Consider the following 17,140-nt stretch of genomic DNA (forward strand, 5'->3'; position numbering starts at 1 on the left):
CGATGCATCCCAGCCTGACCCGCCACACCACCGCCGATGGCCCGCGTTGGGCTTTGGACGGCCATTACCTCCCCGTCGATTTCAGCCTGTCCGCCTGGCTGGCCTTGCCGGCCGAGGCGGCGCAGGCGCAACTGGCGTCCGCCACGCGCGGCGCGCCGGCCGATGGCGCCCTGCTGGCGCCGATCGAGGATGCGCAGGAAGCCTGGGCCAGCGGCGTCACCTACCTCAGCAGCCGCATGGCGCGCGAGGCGGAGTCGCAGAGCGCGGACGTCTACCAGAAGGTGTACGGCGCGTCGCGGCCGGAGCTGTTCTTCAAGGCCTGCGGATGGCGTACCAGCGGCCACGGCCAGGGCATTCGGGTGCGCGCGGACAGTGCCTGGAACGTGCCCGAGCCGGAACTGGTGCTGGTGCTGGACAGCGCCGGCGGCATCCGCGGTTACGCCGTGGGCAACGACGTCTCCTCGCGCAGCATCGAGGGCGAAAACCCGTTGTACCTGCCGCAGGCCAAGGTCTACGACGGCGCCTGCGCGATCGGCCCGGGCATCCGCCTGTGCCCGGTCGACAGCCTGCGCGACCTGGCCATCGCGCTGCAGATCCGCCGCGGTGGCGCGGTTGTATTTGCCGGGGAAACCCGCAGTTCGCAGATCAAGCGCGCGCTGGAGGAACTGGCCGGCTACCTGTTCCGCGAGCTGACCTTCCCCCACGGCGCCTTCCTGTTCACCGGTACCGGCATCGTGCCGGATGAAACTTTCACCCTGCAGGCCGGCGATGTCGTGAGCATCGACATCGGCGGTCTGGTTCTGGAGAACCCCGTATCATGAGCAATCCCACTTCCATGCAACCCATTCTTGTCGACGGCCGCTGGGTCCAGGCGCAGGCGCCGGAAGGCAGCTTCCACGCGTTCAATCCCTCGCAAGGGCAGGAGCTGGACGCGCACGATTACCCGATCTCCGGCTGGGCCGATCTAGACGCGATGCTGGACGCCGGCCAGCGTGCCGCCGCCGAGATGGCGCAGTTGCCGGGCGAGCGCATCGGCGCCTTCCTCGACGCCTACGCCGCCGCCATCGAGGCGCGTGCCGACGCCCTGGTCGAAACCGCGCATCGCGAAACCGGCTTGCCGCTCGAAGGGCGCCTGCGCAATGGCGAGTTGCCGCGCACCACCGGCCAGTTGCGCCAGGCCGCCAAGGCCGCGCGTGACGGCAGCTGGGCCCGGCCCACGATCGACACCGCCGCCGACCTGCGCTCCGTACTCGGCCCGTTGGGTGGCCCGGTGCTGGTGCTGGGGCCGAACAATTTCCCGTTCGCCTTCAATGGCGTCTCCGGCGGTGATTTCGCCGCCGCTTTTGCCGCCGGCAACCCGGTGATCGCCAAGGCGCACCCGGCCCATCCGCATACCTCGCAGCTGCTGGCGGAAGCCGCGCTGGAGGCGCTGCAGTCCAGCGGCCTGCCGACGGGCGCGGTGCAGATGTTCTTCCACACCAGCAACGAGCTGGGGCTGCGTGTGGTGGCCGATCCGCGCACTGCCGCGGTGGCGTTCACCGGCAGCCGTCCGGCCGGCATGGCGATCAAGGCCGCCGCCGACGCGGCCGGCACGCCGGCCTACCTGGAGATGTCCAGCGTCAACCCGGTGTTCGTGCTGGGTGGCGCGCTGCGCGAGCGCGGTGCGGCGATCGCCGCCGAGCTGGCCGCCTCCTGCGCGATGGGCGCGGGCCAGTTCTGCACCCGCCCGGGCGTGACGGTGTTGCCGCCGGGCGCGGACACCGACGCCTTCGTGCAGGAAATGCAGCGGCTGACCGCGGCCACGCCCGCCGGCGTGCTGCTGACCCCGCGCAGCCCGCACCTGGTGGCCGAGGCGGTGAACGCGCTGCGCGACGCCGGCGCCGAGCTGCTGGCCGGCGGCGAGATCGCCACCGACAGCGCCGGTTACGCGTTCCAGCCGACCTTGCTGAAGGTGTCCGGCAGCCGCTTCGTCGAGGCGCCGCGTGCGCTGCAGAACGAGGCCTTCGGCCAGGTCAGCCTGCTGGTGCTGGCCGAGTCGCAGGCGCAGTTGCTGCAGATCGCGCAGGCGCTGGAAGGCAACCTCACCGGCACCATCTACAGCGACACCGCTGGCGCCGACGATGCCGAGTACGACGCGCTGGCCCCGGCGCTGCGCCACCGCGTCGGCCGCCTGATCAACGACCGCATGCCCACCGGCGTGGCGGTGTCGCCCGCGCAGAACCACGGCGGCCCGTTCCCGTCCACCGGGCATCCCGGCTTTACCGCCGTCGGCATCCCGGCCTCGCTGCTGCGCTTTGCCGCGCTGCACAGCTACGACCACGTGCGCCAGCAACGGCTGCCGCCATCCTTGCGCGACGCCAACCCCACCGGTTCGCTGGTGCGCCTGGTTGACGGGCAGTTGACCACGGCCGACCTGTGATGGCCGGCGTGCAAAGTGACGATGCCTTGCTGGATGCCATCCTGGGTGACGGCACCCCGCTGACCACCACCCACACCTCCGGCGAAGGCCCGGCCGGCAGTTTGCCGGTCGACGACACCACCCTGCGCGAGGCGCCCAGCGGCCACCTGTTCGGCATGACCCAGAACGCCGGCATGGGCTGGCGCGCCAGCGAGATCGGGCGCGATCCGTACCTGATCCTCAGCACCCAGGGCGGCCTGCGCGCCGCCGACGGCAAACCGGTGGCGCTGGGCCTGCACACCGGCCATTGGGAGATCGACAAGCTGGTGCGCGCGGCGGCGGAAACGCTGGCCGAGCAAGGCGGCCTGCCGTTCTCGGTGATGTGCTCGGACCCCTGCGACGGGCGCACCCAGGGCACCACCGGCATGTTCGACAGCCTGCCGTACCGCAACGACGCGGCGATGACGATGCGCCGGCTGGTGCGCTCGCTGCCCAACCGCCGCGGCCTGCTCGGCATCGCCACCTGCGACAAGGGCCTGCCGGCGATGATGATGGCGCTGGCCGGCAGCCGCGACCTGCCCGGCGTGATCGTGCCCGGCGGCGTGACGCTGCCCGCGCGCGGCGCCGAGGACACCGCCAAGGTGCAGACCATCGGCGCCCGCTACGCGCACGGATTGATCGACCTGCAACACGCCGCCGCGATGGGCTGCCGCGCCTGCGGCTCGCCCGGCGGCGGTTGCCAGTTCCTGGGCACCGCGGCCACCTCGCAGGTGATCGCCGAGGCGCTGGGCATCGCGCTGCCGCACACCGCGCTGGCGCCGTCCGGCGAGCCGGTGTGGCTGGACATGGCGCGGCGCGCGGCGCTGGCGCTGGTGCGTCTGGTCAAGGCGGGCACGCCGATGTCGGCCATCCTCACCCGCCACGCGCTGGAGAACGCACTGGTGGTGCACGCCGCGTTCGGCGGCTCCACCAACCTGATGCTGCACGTGCCGGCGATCGCCCACGCGGCCGGCCTGGCGCCACCCACCGTGGCCGACTGGACCGCCGCCAATCGCGCCACGCCGCGCCTGGTCGACGCGCTGCCCAACGGCCCGCGCCACCATCCCACGGTGCAGGTGTTCATGGCCGGCGGCGTGCCCGAGGTGATGCTGCACCTGCGCGAGATGGGCCTGCTGCACCTGGACGCGCCCACCGTCAGCGGCCGCACCGTCGGCGAGAATCTCGATTGGTGGGAACACAGCGCCGCACGCCGCATCGCCCGCGAACGCCTGCGCGAACTGGACGGCATCGATCCGGCCAACGTGATCATGGGCCCGGACGCGGCCCGTGCCGCCGGGCTCACCTCGGCGCTGGTGTTCCCGGTCGGCAACCTTGCGCCGGATGGCTCGGTGATCAAGGCCACCTCGATCGACCCGACCGTGGTCGACGACGACAACGTGTACCGCCACACCGGCCCGGCGCGCGTGTTCGCGTCCGAGCACGACGCGATCGTGGCGATCAAGCGCAAGGGCGAAGGTGCGGTGGTGGCGGGTGACGTGGTGGTGCTGGCCGGCTGCGGCCCCGCCGGCACCGGCATGGAGGAAACCTACCAGCTCACCTCCGCGCTGAAATACCTGCCATGGGGCAAGCACGTGCCGGTGCTGACCGACGCGCGTTTCTCCGGCGTCTCCACCGGCGCCTGCATCGGCCATGTGGGGCCGGAGGCGCTGGCCGGTGGCCCGATCGGGCGGCTGCGCGACGGCGACCTGGTACGCATCGAGATCGATCGCAACACCTTGCAGGGCCGGATCGATTTCATCGGCACCGACCCGTCACAACCGTTGCCACCGGAACAAGCGACAGCCTTGCTGGCCACGCGCGCGATCCACCCGGCGATCGCACCGCATCCGAAGCTTCCCGACGACACGCGCCTGTGGGCCGCGCTGCAGGAGGCCAGCGGCGGTACCTGGGGCGGCTGCGTGTACGACGTGGATGCCATCGTGGAAACGCTGCGCGCGGGACGCGAGGCGCTGGCACGGCAACGCGGGGAGCAAGCCAGCAGTTGATCGATCACGCCGGCGCCCCGGCGCCGGCACACCACCACGTAGCGCCGGCCCAGGTCGTCGCGGTCATGCATGAAGCTGTTCGCACCAGGGGAGTACTGGATGGTCACGTTTCTCATCATCGCCGCGGCTATCGCGGTGCAGATCTTTCTCACCGCGCGCAAGGTCAGCCCGTTCCTGTCGCTGCTGCTGACCGCGATCCCGATGGGCTTGCTGCTGGGCATGTCGCCGCAGGAGCTGCTGAAAACCATCGACCACGGCGTGGGCAGCACGCTGGCCGGGCTGGCGCTGGTGATCATCCTGGGCGCGGTGCTGGGCAAGGTGCTGGAGGAGAGCGGCGCGGCGGAGAAGATCGCCACCACCCTGGTCGCCACGCTGGGCCTGCGCAACATCCAGTGGGCCTTGTTGCTGACCGGTTTCATGGTCGGCATCCCGCTGTACTTCAACGCCGGTTTCATCATCCTGATCCCGCTGATCTTCTCGCTGGCGCGGCGCACCGGCTTGCCGATCCTGCAGCTGGCCATTCCCACCGTGGCCTCGCTCAGCACCACCCACTGCTTCCTGCCGCCGCATCCGGGGCCGGTGTTCCTGGTCAACACCTTCGGCGCCGACATGGGCCACACCCTGATGTACGGCGTGGTGCTGGCGATACCGGCGGTGGTGATCGCCGGCCCGTGGCTGGCGCGGCGGATGAAGGCGATCAACCCGCCGATGCTGGAGCTGTTCGCCGGCTCGACCACCAGCCACCAGTCGCCGCCGGGCGCATGGAGCTCGTTCCTGATCGCGCTGTCGCCGATATGGTTGATCGGCCTCTCGGTACTGGCCGACGGCGTGCTGCCCAAAGGCATCCTGCGCGAGACCCTGATGTTCCTGGGCAACCCCACCATCGCGCTGCTGCTGGCCACGGTGGCCGCGTTCTACTGGCTGGGCTACCGCCGCGGCGCGGCGCTGGAAACGCAGACCCGCTGGCTCAACGCGGCCATCAGCGGCATCTCGGTGATCCTGCTGATCATCACCGCCGGCGGCGTGTTCAAGCAGGTGCTGGTGGACAGCGGCGTGGGCGCCACCATCGCCGAGCTCAGCCGCACCTGGCAGATGACGCCGTTGCTGTTTGCCTGGATCGCCACCGCGCTGCTGCGGGTGATGATCGGCTCGTCCACCGTGGCCGTGCTCACCGCCGCCGGCGTGGTCGGGCCGCTGATCGCCACCACCGGCGCGTCGCCGGAACTGATGGTGCTGGCCGTGGGCTGCGGCAGCGTGTTCGGTTCGCACGTCAACGACTCGGCGTTCTGGATGTTCAAGGAGTTCTTCAACCTCTCCATGAAGCAGACCTTCCTGTCGTGGACGGTGATGGAGACGACGATCTCGCTGATCGGCCTGGCCGGGGTGCTGCTGTTGAACATGGTGGTGGGCTGAGCCTGCCCCCGCATCGCCTGCCGGGCTGACGATGGCCCACGCGCGGGCCGCGAGTGCTGTCGCCCCGCGCGTCCGTGGTCCGGTGCAATGCATCGGGAGAAAAGAGGCCGCTTGCCGAACGGCACACGCGTCGGCAAGCGGCAATCGCCGTGACTGTCCGCGCCCCGTTGCAGGCGGCGCGGACAGTGAGGAGCGTGGGAGGTAGAAATCTTCCGGGCTGCAAAAGCGGTTGCGCGGTCCATATTTCCGCCGTTTCTTGGCCCATGGAACCACCATGGGCCGGCGAAACGGCGAAAATCTGTCCTCACGCCACCACTTTTTCGCCTCGAAAGTTTCTACCGCCCACGCTCCTAGGCGGCGGGTCAGAACGTGGCGCGGATCACCACTTCGGCACGACGATCGTTCACGAACGTGCTGCGCAGGTAACGGTTCTGGTCCACGAAGCCGGACGGCGCCAATGTCGGGTTGCTGTCGCGGACGTCGCTGTTGGCGTACGTCGACGGCCCCATCAGTACCTTGGTCTTGGCGTTCGTCAGGTTGTTGAGCAGGAGCCCGACCTTGACGTTCTTGTTGATGTTGAAGAACACCGAACCGTCCAGCTGGCCGAAGCTGTCGCTCCACACCGGCACGTAGGTGTCGCCCGAATCCTGCTCGGCGAGCAGGTAGCGATCACGCCACGACCAGGCCAGTCGTGCCGACCAGTTGCCGTATTCGTACATCGCCGTGAAGTTGTAGCTCTTCGGCGACAGGCCCTGCATCGGCAACGGCTGGTTGTTGACGATGAACTCCGCATCGCAACTGCCGTTGTTGTGGTCCGGGTCGCAGGACGTGGTGCCGGCGATGCGCGAGCTCTTCAGGTAGGTGTAGTTCGCCTGCACGCCGAGGCCGCGCCAGGCGCCCGGCAGGAAGTCGAAGAACTGCGAGTAACCGATCTCGAAGCCCTTCACCGTACCGTCGCCGGCGTTCACCGGGCCGCTGACCGGCAGGGTCTGGCCGGCGATGTTCTGCAGCCAGATCTCGTCGGCGATGTAGTTCTTCAGCTTCTTGTGGAACAGCGTGGTGTAGAGCTGCCCGGTGGGAGCGAAGTACCACTCCAGCGAGGTGTCGAACTGGTCCGAGATCATCGGGCGCAGTGCCGGGTTGCCGCCGGACGTGGCCTTCCAGCCAGCCAGCGTCGACTGACCGCCGGGCGTTGCCGCCCACGAAGCGCCCACTTTCAGATAGGCATTGAGCTGGTTGATGGCTGGCCGGGTGATGGCGCGCCCGGCGGCAAAGCGCCACTGCAAGTCGTCGGTGAGCTTGTAGCGGAGATTCAGGCTGGGCAGTGCGTTCTTGTAGCTGGTGTGGCCTTCCATCGGTTCGGTCAAGCCGCTGAACATCACGTCGAGCACGCTCTGCGGCCAGTCGCCCAGGTCGCCGGAGGCGCTGGAGAGCGAGGGGAAGGTGACCGAGCCGTTCGAGCGCACGCTGGTACGCACCAGCCGCAGGCCGACGTTACCGTCGAACCGGTCGTCCGGCGAGCCGAAGTACAGCGAGCCGTATATGGCCTGGGTCTTCTCCCACATGTTGTTGTCGCTCATCGGGCTTCCCGGCGTGCAGGACCCGTCGGTGGTTTCCTGCGGGCACCAGATGCCGCCTTCCAGCGCGTGCGAGCGCAGCGCGGGAATTGCCTTGCGGTAGTTGCTGACCAGCTCGCTGCTGGGGAACCACAGCGTGGTGGGTACGTTCGCATCCCCACGATAGAAGTTGCCCAGCGTCTCGTAGGACTGCATCCAGCTCGGCAAGGTGTCGGCGCGGGCCAGGTCCTCGGGTGAGTCGTACGTCAGCCAGTGCGTATTGAGCGCGCCCCAGTTGTACGAGCTGTTGGTGTTGTTGCTGTAGCGGTGGTTGTTGGTGGCACGGACACCCACGCGCAGCGAGCGCACCACCGCACTGTCGAAGTTGACCTCCAGGTCGATCTTGGCGGCCCGCTCCAGGCCGTAGTCGTGCTGGAGGTGGTCCATGGCGGACCACAGGATGTAGTTGTGCCCGTCGGCCAGGTAGGCCGGGTCGGTGACCGTCACGCTGGGCACGCTGCCGCTGACGTCGAGCTGGAGCGGCGGCATGTAGATCTGGTTGTAGACGGTGAAGTCCAGCGTGTTGCTGATGGATTTTGCCAGCTGCAGGTCACCGCTCAGGATCACGTTGTCGGTGAGGTTGACCTTGAAGCCGTTGGACCAGTCGGTGGTTTGCGTGAACTGCTGGGCATCGCGGTTCGTCGTGTAGTACGCGTTGTTGCCGAACGGCCCCAGTGCCGGGTCGCCGCGCCACGCCGACGAGGTCACGGTGCCGGTCTGGAACACGCCGCGATCGTCATAGGTGAAGTTGGTGCCATCGGCCGGCAGCAGGTTGTAGAAGTTGGCCTCGTTGGACTGCACGAAGTGCTCGGACCAGTGCAGGTTGTAGTTGGAGCGGAAGAACTGGGAATAGATCTCCCAGCGGTCGTTCGGCTGCCATTGCAGGCCGCCGTAGAGACCGATGCGGCGACGATCCATGTCCATGCGCCGCCAGTTGACGCCGCCGGGCACGTAGCCCTGGCCATTGGGCGCGCCATCGGCGACGGTGGCGCCGAGGTCGTTGCGCCAGTTGCCGTCGGCATCCTGCAACCAGGTGTCGGGGCCGTCGTTCCTGGTCGGGCGCAATACGTAGGGCTGCACCTGCACGCCGTCGCTGCGCGTGGCCAGCTCGGAGATTGCCACGTCGAACAACGCGCCGAACTTGCCGAAGGTGTCGCTCTCCCACACGTTGCTGTACAGGAACGAGGCTGCCGGCTTGTGCTTCTTCGCCATGTCGCCTTCGTTGATGCCGAAGGAGAACGCGGTGGTCTTGCCGGTATCGAACGGCATGCGCGTGCGCAGGTTCACCGTGCCGCCGATGCCGCCTTCGATGATTTCGGCGGACGGGTTCTTGTACACGTCCACGCCGGCCATCAATTCCGCCGGCACGTCCTGGAAGCCCAGCGCGCGGCCGTTGTTGGCCGAGAAGCTGGAGCGGCCGTTGAGCAGGCTGCCCACGTAGGGCAGGCCGCGGATCAGCACGCCGCTGCCCTCGGCCGCCGGATGGTTCGGGTCGTCGTCGGCCAGGAAGTGATCCACGGTGACGCCGCTGATGCGCTGCAGGGTTTCAGTGACGCTGCGGTCGGGCAGCGCGTTGATGTCCGTGGCCGTCACCGAGTCGATGATCTGGTCGGCGTTCTGCTTCAGCGATTGCGCCGACATCAGGCTGGCGCGGATGCCGGTGACCGTGATGGCACTCATGTCCGACACGGCCGGCTTGGCCGCCGCGTCCTTTTTGGATGGCGCCATCGCCGCCGACTCGGGCGCGGTCGTTGCCGCGGTATCCGTGTTGGCGTCCTGTGCCTGTGTCAGGCATGGCGCGCCTACCAGCGCCATGCCCAGCGCGATCGCGGCGGCAAGCCGCGTCTCGCGAAACCGACGATTTCCGCGCGCGCGCGTTCCGCCCAGCAGCAGCTCTTGGCTGTTCCTCTTCATGTCTCCCCCTCTCGATGGATGGAGCGTGCGCAGCCCCCGCTGCACCGTCTCCATTTACCTGCGTACCAGTAAAATCCCCAAGCCTGGCCGCGGCAATTGCTATAGCCTGGATAGCGCTAACATTTTTATCTGTATACATGCGCGGCGAGCGCTTTCATATACGGTTTTTTCCAATACCACGCACGCGGTGGCGCCACCGCGCGCACTTGCCGTACGACTGCGTCCTAATGCCGCAGCGGTACCGCCAGCACCGCGTCCAGCGCGGGCTTGGGCTGGTGGTGGCGATCGAACAGCAGCGGGTAGTTGGTGCGGTCGGGGATCGGGTAGCCGTTCTTCCACGACATGTCGTCGGTCACGCCCCATACCGACACACGCTCCAGCTTGTCGCGCTCGCGGTGGAACAGGGCAAACAGCTCGGCGTAGCGGTCGGTCAGCTGCTGCTGCACGGCGGCAGGCAAGCCGTCGCGGTAAGGGTCGAGAAACTTCTTGAACTCCGGCAACTGGAACTGCGGGTGGGTCATGCCCTGGCCGATGATCTGGCCCTCCTTGGTCAGCGGCAGCACGTCCACGTCCAGCTCGGTGATCGACACCTTGACCCCGGCGGCGGCATACGCATCGATCGCCGCCTTGATGTCCTCCAGCGACGGATAATCCAGGCCCCAGTGGCCCTGCATGCCGACGCCATCGATGCGGATGCCGTGGGCCTTGAGCATCTTCACCATGCGCACGATGCCGGCAACCTTCGCCGGGCGCCACGCGTTGAAGTCGTTGTAGTACAGCTCGGTATCCGGCGCGTAGCGCGCAGCGTTGCTGAAGGCCAACCGCATCAACTCGTCGCCGTCGCCGATGCCGCGCACCCATGTGGTGTCGCGGTAGTTGCCGTCATCGCCGATCTGCTCGTTGACCACGTCCCAACTGTCAACGCGCCCGGCGTAGCGCCCAGCCACTTTCTCGATGTACTGGCGCATGCGCTCGGCCAGCTGCTTGCTCGGCAGCGGCTTGCCGGCGGCGTCCTCGAAAAACCAGTCCGGCGTCTGGTTGTGCCACACCAGCGTATGGCCGACGATGAACATGTGATGCTTCTGGCCGAAGTCGACAAACGCGTCCGCCGCCTTGAAATCCCACTGGTCGGGCAACGGATGCACCACCTCGACCTTCATCGCGTTTTCCAGCGTGATCGCGTTGAAATGCTTCAGCACCAAGGCCTGCGACGGCGCGTCCTTGCCGCTGACGATGTCGTCATTGACGGCCGTGCCGACGAGGAAGTCATTGGCGTACGCCTGCTTGAGCGTGGTGGTTAGTACGTCGGTGGCATACGCGGGCAGCACGCAGGCGACCAGTGCCAGGCCGAGGGTGCACGTCAGGGAACGCATCAGGCGACGTGGGATTCGCGGGTGGGACATCGTGCTGCTCCAGTGGTGACCAGTTTGCTGAAAAGACTCGGGTTCACCACCGATGATAGCCAAATCGGTTCAATGAACCCGGCCCCTCGTTTCAACCCTCATTTCGTTGATCGGAAGGCCTGGCCCCAAGCCTGCATTGGTCTGCGGTTGCGCGTATCCGCAATCGGCACTGGGCAGGAGGCACCTGCGGAAGCGCTTCCAGATGGACGTCCATACGGCTGCATGTCACAGAGTTCACGCTTGCGAGACAGCCTGCCTGCCGGGTGTGTCTCCCGACGCGGTCAATGTCTGTGCCAGCCGGTTCGCTGCGCCCCTTATTTCGGGCATGGCCGTGCATTCCCACAGGTTTCCGCGCAATGGCGAGCCGATGCCGTAGAGGCCGGGTTGGGGATTGCCGTCGGCATCCAGCAGCCGTCCGTCCGCTTCCGCAACGATGCCGAGCTGCAACGGATCGGGTGCCGTCAGTCCTTCCCGAAGGAGTTGGGCCAATAGCGGATCGCGTGCGTAAGCGAGTGCGGTTCGACGGCGCTGAAGGTTTTGCTGAACAGCTATGGCTCATTCCCTCCCGGGGCCAGGATGGTCGAGTCCGGCATCGTTGCATTCGGACTTCCCCTCGGTCCCGCAGGCGATGCGTCCGACCGTGTGAAATAGGCCCCGAAGCCGGCGGCCATCTGCAGACGCTGCGTTGCCAGACCTGACTCCGTGATTTCCGACTCGTTGATTTCATGCCTTTAGTCATGGGTGATCAGCAGGCGCATTGGGTACGATCGGGGTTTGCCCACGTCGAGAGTCCTCCATGAAACATCCCGTCGCGCTGGCCCTGGCCATAGCCCTGTCCGGCTCCGTGGCCGGCTGTACCGATACCGCATCCGGCAAGAAGGAATCCGCCACGTCCCAGGCGCAGAGCCCGGCAGTCGCCACCGACAGCAGCAATCCGTTTTTCGCTGAAAGCCCACTGCCGCTGCATTACCCGCAGTTCGACAAGATCAAGGACAGCGATTTCGCGCCCGGTTTCGACCGCGGCATGGCCGACCAGCTGAAGGAAGTGGCAGCGATCGTCGAAAGCGCCGAAGCGCCGACGTTCGACAACACCATCCTCGCGCTGGAGAAATCCGGGCAGATCCTGAGCCGCACCTCGACCGTGTTCTTCAGCCTGGTCGGCGTGGACACCAACGATGCGCGCAAGGCGATCCAGGCCGAATACGCACCGAAGCTGGCCGCGCATCGCGACGCGATCGCGCTGAACCCGAAACTGTTCGAGCGCATCCAGACGCTGTACGACACGCGCGACAGCCTGGGCCTGGACGCCGAAGGCGTGCGCCTGATCGAGCGCTACCACACCGATTTCGTGCGCGCCGGCGCCAAGCTGTCCGAGGCCGACAAGGCGCGGCTGAAGACCATCAACGGCGAGCAGGCCAGGCTGGGCACGCAGTTCAGCCAGAACGTGCTGGCCGAGGTCAACGATTCGGCCGTGGTGGTGGACACGAAGGAAGAGCTGGCCGGCCTCACCGACGAACAGATCGCCGCGGCCGCCGCTGCCGCGAAGGAGAAGGGCCTGGACGGCAAGTACGTCATCGCCCTGCTCAACACCACCGGCCAGCCGCCGGAAGCGCAGTTGCAGAACCGCGCCCTGCGCGAGCGCTTGCACCAGACCTCGGTGGCCCGCGGCAGCCGCGGCAACAAATATGACAACACCGCCATCGTGTCGCAGATGCTGAAGCTGCGCGCGGAGAAGGCGAAGATGCTCGGTTATCCGACCTATGCTGCCTACGTGCTGGCCGACGAAACCGCCAAGACGCCCGAAGCGGTCAATGCCATGCTGACCCAGCTGGCACCGCCGGCCGTGGCCAATGCGAAGCGCGAGGGCGCGGCGTTGCAGGCGATGATCGACAAGGAGCAGGCAGCGAAAGGCGAGCCGACGTTCCAGCTTGAGCCGTGGGACTGGGCGTACTACACCGAGAAGGTGCGCGCCGAGAAATACAACTTCGACGAGAGCCAGCTCAAGCCGTACCTGGAGATGAAGAACGTGCTGGAAAACGGCGTGTTCTACGCCGCCGGCCAGCTCTATGGCCTCAGCTTCAAGCAGCGCACCGACCTGCCGGTCTACAACCCCGACGTGCTGGTGTACGACGTGTTCAACGCGGATGGCTCGCAGCTGGCGATCTTCCTGGCCGACATGTACGCGCGTCCGTCCAAGCGCGGCGGTGCCTGGATGAACTCCTACGTCGACCAGTCCGCGCTGACCGGCAACCTGCCGATCGTCGCCAACCACCTCAACATCACCAAGCCGGCCAATGGCCCGACCCTGCTGACCTGGGACGAGGTGACCACCGCGTTCCACGAGTTCGGTCATGCGCTGCACGGCATGTTCTCGAACGTGGAATACCCGTACTTCAGCGGCACCAGCGTGCCGCGCGACTTCGTCGAGTTCCCGTCGCAGGTCAACGAGATGTGGTCCGACTGGCCCAGCGTGCTGGCCAACTACGCCAGGCACTACCAGACCGGCGAGCCGATGCCGAAGGCACTGCTCGACAAGGTGCTGGCCAGCTCGAAGTTCAACCAGGGCTTTGCCACCACCGAATACCTGGGCGCGGCGATGCTTGACCAGAGCTGGCACCAGATCGGCGCCGACAAGATCCCCGTCGCCGATGGCGTGATGGCGTTCGAGGCGGCGGCGCTGAAGGCCAACGGCACCGACTACGCGCCGGTGCCGCCGCGTTATCGCACGCCGTATTTCAGCCACATCATGGGCGGCTACGCGGCTGGCTATTACGCCTACATCTGGTCCGAAGTGCTGGACGCCAACACGGTGGAGTGGATCAAGACCCACGGCGGCCTGACCCGCGCCAACGGCGACCGCTTCCGCCAGACCCTGCTGTCGCAGGGCGGCAGCAGGGACGCACTGCAGTTGTTCCATGACTTCACCGGCCAGGAGCCGAAAATCCAGCCGCTGCTCGAACGTCGCGGGCTGGATGTTGCGAACGACTGACGCATTCGTCCGCTGAAAGACAAAGCCGTCCGGAGCGATTCGGGCGGCTTTGTTGTGCCTGCCCGCCGATGCGTGTCGGGCGGGTCGCCGACAGTGGCGCATAAAGAAACCCGCAGAGGGGGAGTCTGCGGGTTTCGGGGGGTCCATCTTTGTATGCATGAAACCGGAGGGGAACCGGGTCATGCGGTGGGAGTGTTGTCTCACGACATGGGTGTTACTGTACTACATAGTTTGTTAATGAAACATAACCTGATGTCTGCGGTACGCGTTCCGAAGGAGGACGAAAGCTCCTGTTTTGGAAATTTCGGTACGCCGGATACGGGAAAGAGCAAGAGCATCGCGACTGAAGTCGCTCCCACAGGGGCGTTTTACTGCCGGCAAGACGAGCAAGATCGGGGTCAGGGAGGTGAACCTGACTCCGTCAGGTCTCACCGGCGCAACTCCAACAGCAAGACGCCGTGTGCGGCGACCGCGTGATTCACGGCGGCCAGCTTGCCCAGGCTTCTCGCACCCCAGACGTCGCGTACGGAATAGCTGCCCTGCGCAAGCCCGTACTTCGCAAATCCGGCTTTCACCGTAGTTGCCGTATCGCTGGTGTTGAACAGCGCCAGGTAGTCCGCCCCGTCCGCATGCGACGTCCATGCGATGACCGCCCCATCCTGTCCCGCGAGACGTTGGCCTTCGCCGCGCTGGTCCATCGCGATCACCGTGGGGTTGGTCAGCAGCGCCTGGGTCCAGTCATCCAGTTTGGTGAGGTTGCCGCCGAAGAACAGTGGCGAGCGGGCGATCGACCACAGCGTCACCAGGGTGCGCTGCTCGTCGCGGGTCAGTCGCGTGGTTCGTGGTTTGCCCTCGCCGGGGACCGGGCCGAGCCAACCCAGCGGCAACATGTCGGCGTCGGGCCAGTTGCCCGGCTTTACGTGGCTGGCCCAGCTCGCGATCACGGCGAACTGCGCTTTCACGTTCTGCGACCATTCGCCGTTGTCTTCCCAGTGGTCCCAGACGTCGTTGGAGATGCGCCAGAGCTGTGCGTTCCGGCCGAGCTCCGCGGCCTGTTCCAGCGGCGCGGGGCCGGGCGAGAGGCTCAGGATCATGGGCCGCCCCGTCTTCACGATGGCGCGGTGGATCATGCGGATCTCGTCGCCCTTGTACGGATGCGAAGCGATGCAGTCGACCTTGATGTAATCCACGTCCCAGCTTGCATACTGCCGCATCAGCGAGTCGTACCAGGCCTGGCCCGCGGCGTTGTCCTTCACGCCGAAGTTGTCGGGATTCCACGGGCAGGTGTCGCCGGTGTCCGCCGCATCGACGGCGTGGAACGCGCTGCCCGCGATCGGCAGGTTGCCGGCCACGGCCTGTTTGGTGATGCCGCGGATGATGTGGATGCCGAACTTCAACCCCTGCGCATGGACGTAGTCGGCCAGCGGCTTGAACCCCGCCGCCCCCGTCGCCGTGGCGAAGCGGTTGAGCGCGGGTTCGTAGCGCCCGTTGGCATCGATGCGGTAATGCAGTGTCTCGGGCTTCGAGGCATCCTGCGGGTTCGCCAGGTACCAGCCCTCATCGACCACGGCGTACTGGTAGCCGGCCGCCTTCAGCCGCGTCGCCAGCACGTCCACGTTGGCGCGGTACTGCGCCTCATCGATCGTCAGGCCGTAGGAATCCCAACTGTTCCAGCCCATCGGCGGTGTGGGAGACAGCGTGGCCTGCTGCGCTTGTGCCTGCGCTGCAACGGCGAGGGCCGCCGCGCCTGCAATCCGCCAAAGAGTTTTCAACATGTCTCTGCGCCTTGGTTGAGTCATTACGGGTGAAGGCCGCCGGATGCCGATCGAGCCGCACGGACAGATGGCGGGTTCCCGTTAGAGCTTGTACGCCTGCTTCGGCAACCGATACGCCAGATCCACCGCCACCTCCACCGCCTCGTCCTCATCCAGCCGATGCTCGGCCACCAGCTTGGCCAGGAACGCGCAGTCGATGCGGCGGGCCACGTCGTGACGGGCGGGGATGGACAGGAAGGCGCGGGTGTCGTCGTTGAAGCCGACGGTGTTGTAGAAGCCGGCGGTGCTGAGGGTCTGTTCGCGGAAGCGCCACATGCCTTCGGGCGCATCGTGGAACCACCAGGCCGGGCCCAGCAGCAGGCACGGATAGTGACCGGCTAGCGGGCCCAGTTCGCGCGCGTAGGTGCTCTCGTCCAGGGTGAACAGGATCAGCCGGAAGTTGGGCTCGTTGCCGAAGCGGTCCAGCAGCGGTTTCAGGGCGTGCACGTACTCCGTGCGCACCGGGATGTCCGCGCCCTTGTCGCGGCCGAACTTCTCGAACAGGCCCTGGTTGTGATTGCGGAAACAGCCAGGGTGCAGCTGCATCACCAGGCCGTCGTCCAGGCTCATGGCCGCCATTTCGGTGAGCATCTGGCCGCGGAAGGTGGCCGCTTCGGCGGCCGAGAATTGGCCGCGCACGATCTTGTCGAACAGCTTGCGCGCCTCGTCGACCGGAAGGTCCGCGGTGGTGCAGTCGGGGTGACCGTGATCGGTGGAGGTGGCGCCCAGCGAAGCGAAGAAGGCGCGGCGCTGGCGGTGGGCGCGCAGGTAGCCTTCCCACGTATGGACGTCCTCGCCGGTGATCTCGCCAAAGCGTTGCAGGGCCGAAGGAAACTGCTCGTGCTCGGGATCGATCACCGGGTCGGGCCGGTACGCGGTGATGACGCGGCCGGACCAACCGCTGTCGCGGATCGTCGCGTGGTGGGTCAGCGGATCCAGCGGCGATTCGGTGGTGGCGATCACCTCGATATTGAAGCGTTCGAACAGCGCGCGCGGACGGAACGCGTCGGTCTGCAGCGCCTCGGTGATGGTGTCGTAGTACGCGTCCGCATTGCCCGCATCCAGCCGCTGGCGCAGGCCGAACACTTCATGGAATACATGGTTCAGCCACATCGACGAAGGCGTGCCGCGGAACAGGTGGAAGCGCTCGGCAAACAGCCGCCACGCCTCGCGCGGATCCACCTCGGCGCGCGTGCCATCGCGGCGCGGAATGCCCAGCGCATCCAGCGGCACGCCTTGGCTGTAGAGCATGCGGAACACGTAGTGATCGGGCACCAGCAACAGCTCGGCGGCATTGGCGAACGGCGCGTTGCCGGCGAACCATGACGGGTCGGTATGGCCGTGCGGACTGACGATGGGCAACTGCGCCACCTGCGCGTACAGGCGGCGGGCGATGGCACGCTGCGCGGGGTCGGCGGCGAACAGGCGGTTCTCGTCCAGGACGAGCGGCTTTGACTGGGAGGAATTTCCGGCAAGGCTCATGGCGATGGCATATCAGCAGTGGGGAATGGCTCCATTCTCCTCGCAAAGGGGGAGAACGGAGGCGTG

At 66.8% G+C, this 17,140-nt stretch carries 10 protein-coding genes; 5 read left to right on the forward strand and 5 right to left on the reverse strand.

What is annotated here, in order from left to right; translation table 11 throughout:
- Nucleotides 1–2: 2 nt before the first annotated feature.
- From ACFPK0_RS00925 to ACFPK0_RS00940, 4 genes are all read left to right on the forward strand, one after another.
- Nucleotides 3–821, forward strand: coding sequence for a fumarylacetoacetate hydrolase family protein (locus ACFPK0_RS00925; protein ID WP_377337716.1), 819 nt, complete (start codon nt 3–5; stop codon nt 819–821).
- Nucleotides 818–2,419, forward strand: a complete 1,602-nt coding sequence (locus ACFPK0_RS00930) for an aldehyde dehydrogenase family protein (protein ID WP_377337718.1) — start codon at nt 818–820, stop codon at nt 2,417–2,419. The genes ACFPK0_RS00925 and ACFPK0_RS00930 overlap by 4 nt, the downstream gene beginning before the upstream one ends.
- Nucleotides 2,419–4,443 carry a YjhG/YagF family D-xylonate dehydratase gene (locus ACFPK0_RS00935; RefSeq protein WP_377337720.1) on the forward strand — a complete coding sequence of 675 codons (2,025 nt, stop codon included), beginning with the start codon at nt 2,419–2,421 and terminating at the stop codon, nt 4,441–4,443. The genes ACFPK0_RS00930 and ACFPK0_RS00935 overlap by 1 nt, the downstream gene beginning before the upstream one ends.
- Nucleotides 4,444–4,542: 99 nt before the next feature.
- On the forward strand, nt 4,543–5,856 hold the full coding sequence (locus ACFPK0_RS00940; RefSeq protein WP_377337722.1) for a GntT/GntP/DsdX family permease: 1,314 nt from the start codon (nt 4,543–4,545) through the stop codon (nt 5,854–5,856).
- Nucleotides 5,857–6,218: 362 nt separating this feature from the next.
- Here ACFPK0_RS00940 and ACFPK0_RS00945 read toward each other — a convergent pair whose 3' ends face one another.
- The 3 genes from ACFPK0_RS00945 to ACFPK0_RS00955 form a co-directional block, all read right to left on the reverse strand.
- Nucleotides 6,219–9,386 carry a TonB-dependent receptor gene (locus tag ACFPK0_RS00945; protein ID WP_377337724.1) on the reverse strand — a complete coding sequence of 1,056 codons (3,168 nt, stop codon included), beginning with the start codon at nt 9,384–9,386 and terminating at the stop codon, nt 6,219–6,221.
- Between the two features lie 224 nt (nt 9,387–9,610).
- Entirely contained in the window at nt 9,611–10,759 is a 1,149-nt protein-coding gene (locus tag ACFPK0_RS00950) for an endo-1,4-beta-xylanase (protein ID WP_377337726.1), read from the reverse strand.
- A gap of 264 nt (nt 10,760–11,023) precedes the next feature.
- The gene (locus ACFPK0_RS00955; RefSeq protein ID WP_377337728.1) at nt 11,024–11,278 is read right to left on the reverse strand and encodes a hypothetical protein; all 255 of its coding nucleotides are present in this window, start codon (nt 11,276–11,278) and stop codon (nt 11,024–11,026) included.
- A gap of 307 nt (nt 11,279–11,585) precedes the next feature.
- On the opposite strand from ACFPK0_RS00955, the gene ACFPK0_RS00960 reads away from it, so the two are divergent.
- On the forward strand, nt 11,586–13,778 hold the full coding sequence (locus tag ACFPK0_RS00960) for a M3 family metallopeptidase (RefSeq protein ID WP_377337730.1): 2,193 nt from the start codon (nt 11,586–11,588) through the stop codon (nt 13,776–13,778).
- A 428-nt stretch (nt 13,779–14,206) separates the two neighbouring features.
- Here ACFPK0_RS00960 and ACFPK0_RS00965 read toward each other — a convergent pair whose 3' ends face one another.
- Both ACFPK0_RS00965 and uxaC read right to left on the reverse strand, forming a co-directional pair.
- Nucleotides 14,207–15,553 carry a glycoside hydrolase family 27 protein gene (locus ACFPK0_RS00965; RefSeq protein WP_377337732.1) on the reverse strand — a complete coding sequence of 449 codons (1,347 nt, stop codon included), beginning with the start codon at nt 15,551–15,553 and terminating at the stop codon, nt 14,207–14,209.
- Nucleotides 15,554–15,634: 81 nt separating this feature from the next.
- The gene (gene uxaC / locus ACFPK0_RS00970; RefSeq protein WP_377337734.1) at nt 15,635–17,074 is read right to left on the reverse strand and encodes a glucuronate isomerase; all 1,440 of its coding nucleotides are present in this window, start codon (nt 17,072–17,074) and stop codon (nt 15,635–15,637) included.
- Nucleotides 17,075–17,140: the final 66 nt, after the last annotated feature.

Source organism: Rhodanobacter ginsenosidimutans, assembly GCF_042655685.1.
Lineage (GTDB): Bacteria > Pseudomonadota > Gammaproteobacteria > Xanthomonadales > Rhodanobacteraceae > Rhodanobacter > Rhodanobacter ginsenosidimutans.

Excerpts from the sequence above, each read along its gene's own strand:
- ACFPK0_RS00925 (WP_377337716.1), top strand. The coding sequence starts at position 3 with ATGCATCCCAGCCTGACCCGCCACACCACCGCCGATGGCCCGCGTTGG.
- ACFPK0_RS00930 (WP_377337718.1), top strand. The coding sequence starts at position 818 with ATGAGCAATCCCACTTCCATGCAACCCATTCTTGTCGACGGCCGCTGG.
- ACFPK0_RS00935 (WP_377337720.1), top strand. The coding sequence starts at position 2,419 with ATGGCCGGCGTGCAAAGTGACGATGCCTTGCTGGATGCCATCCTGGGT.
- ACFPK0_RS00940 (WP_377337722.1), top strand. The coding sequence starts at position 4,543 with ATGGTCACGTTTCTCATCATCGCCGCGGCTATCGCGGTGCAGATCTTT.
- ACFPK0_RS00945 (WP_377337724.1), bottom strand. The coding sequence starts at position 9,386 with ATGAAGAGGAACAGCCAAGAGCTGCTGCTGGGCGGAACGCGCGCGCGC.
- ACFPK0_RS00950 (WP_377337726.1), bottom strand. The coding sequence starts at position 10,759 with ATGCGTTCCCTGACGTGCACCCTCGGCCTGGCACTGGTCGCCTGCGTG.
- ACFPK0_RS00960 (WP_377337730.1), top strand. The coding sequence starts at position 11,586 with ATGAAACATCCCGTCGCGCTGGCCCTGGCCATAGCCCTGTCCGGCTCC.
- ACFPK0_RS00965 (WP_377337732.1), bottom strand. The coding sequence starts at position 15,553 with ATGTTGAAAACTCTTTGGCGGATTGCAGGCGCGGCGGCCCTCGCCGTT.
- uxaC (WP_377337734.1), bottom strand. The coding sequence starts at position 17,074 with ATGAGCCTTGCCGGAAATTCCTCCCAGTCAAAGCCGCTCGTCCTGGAC.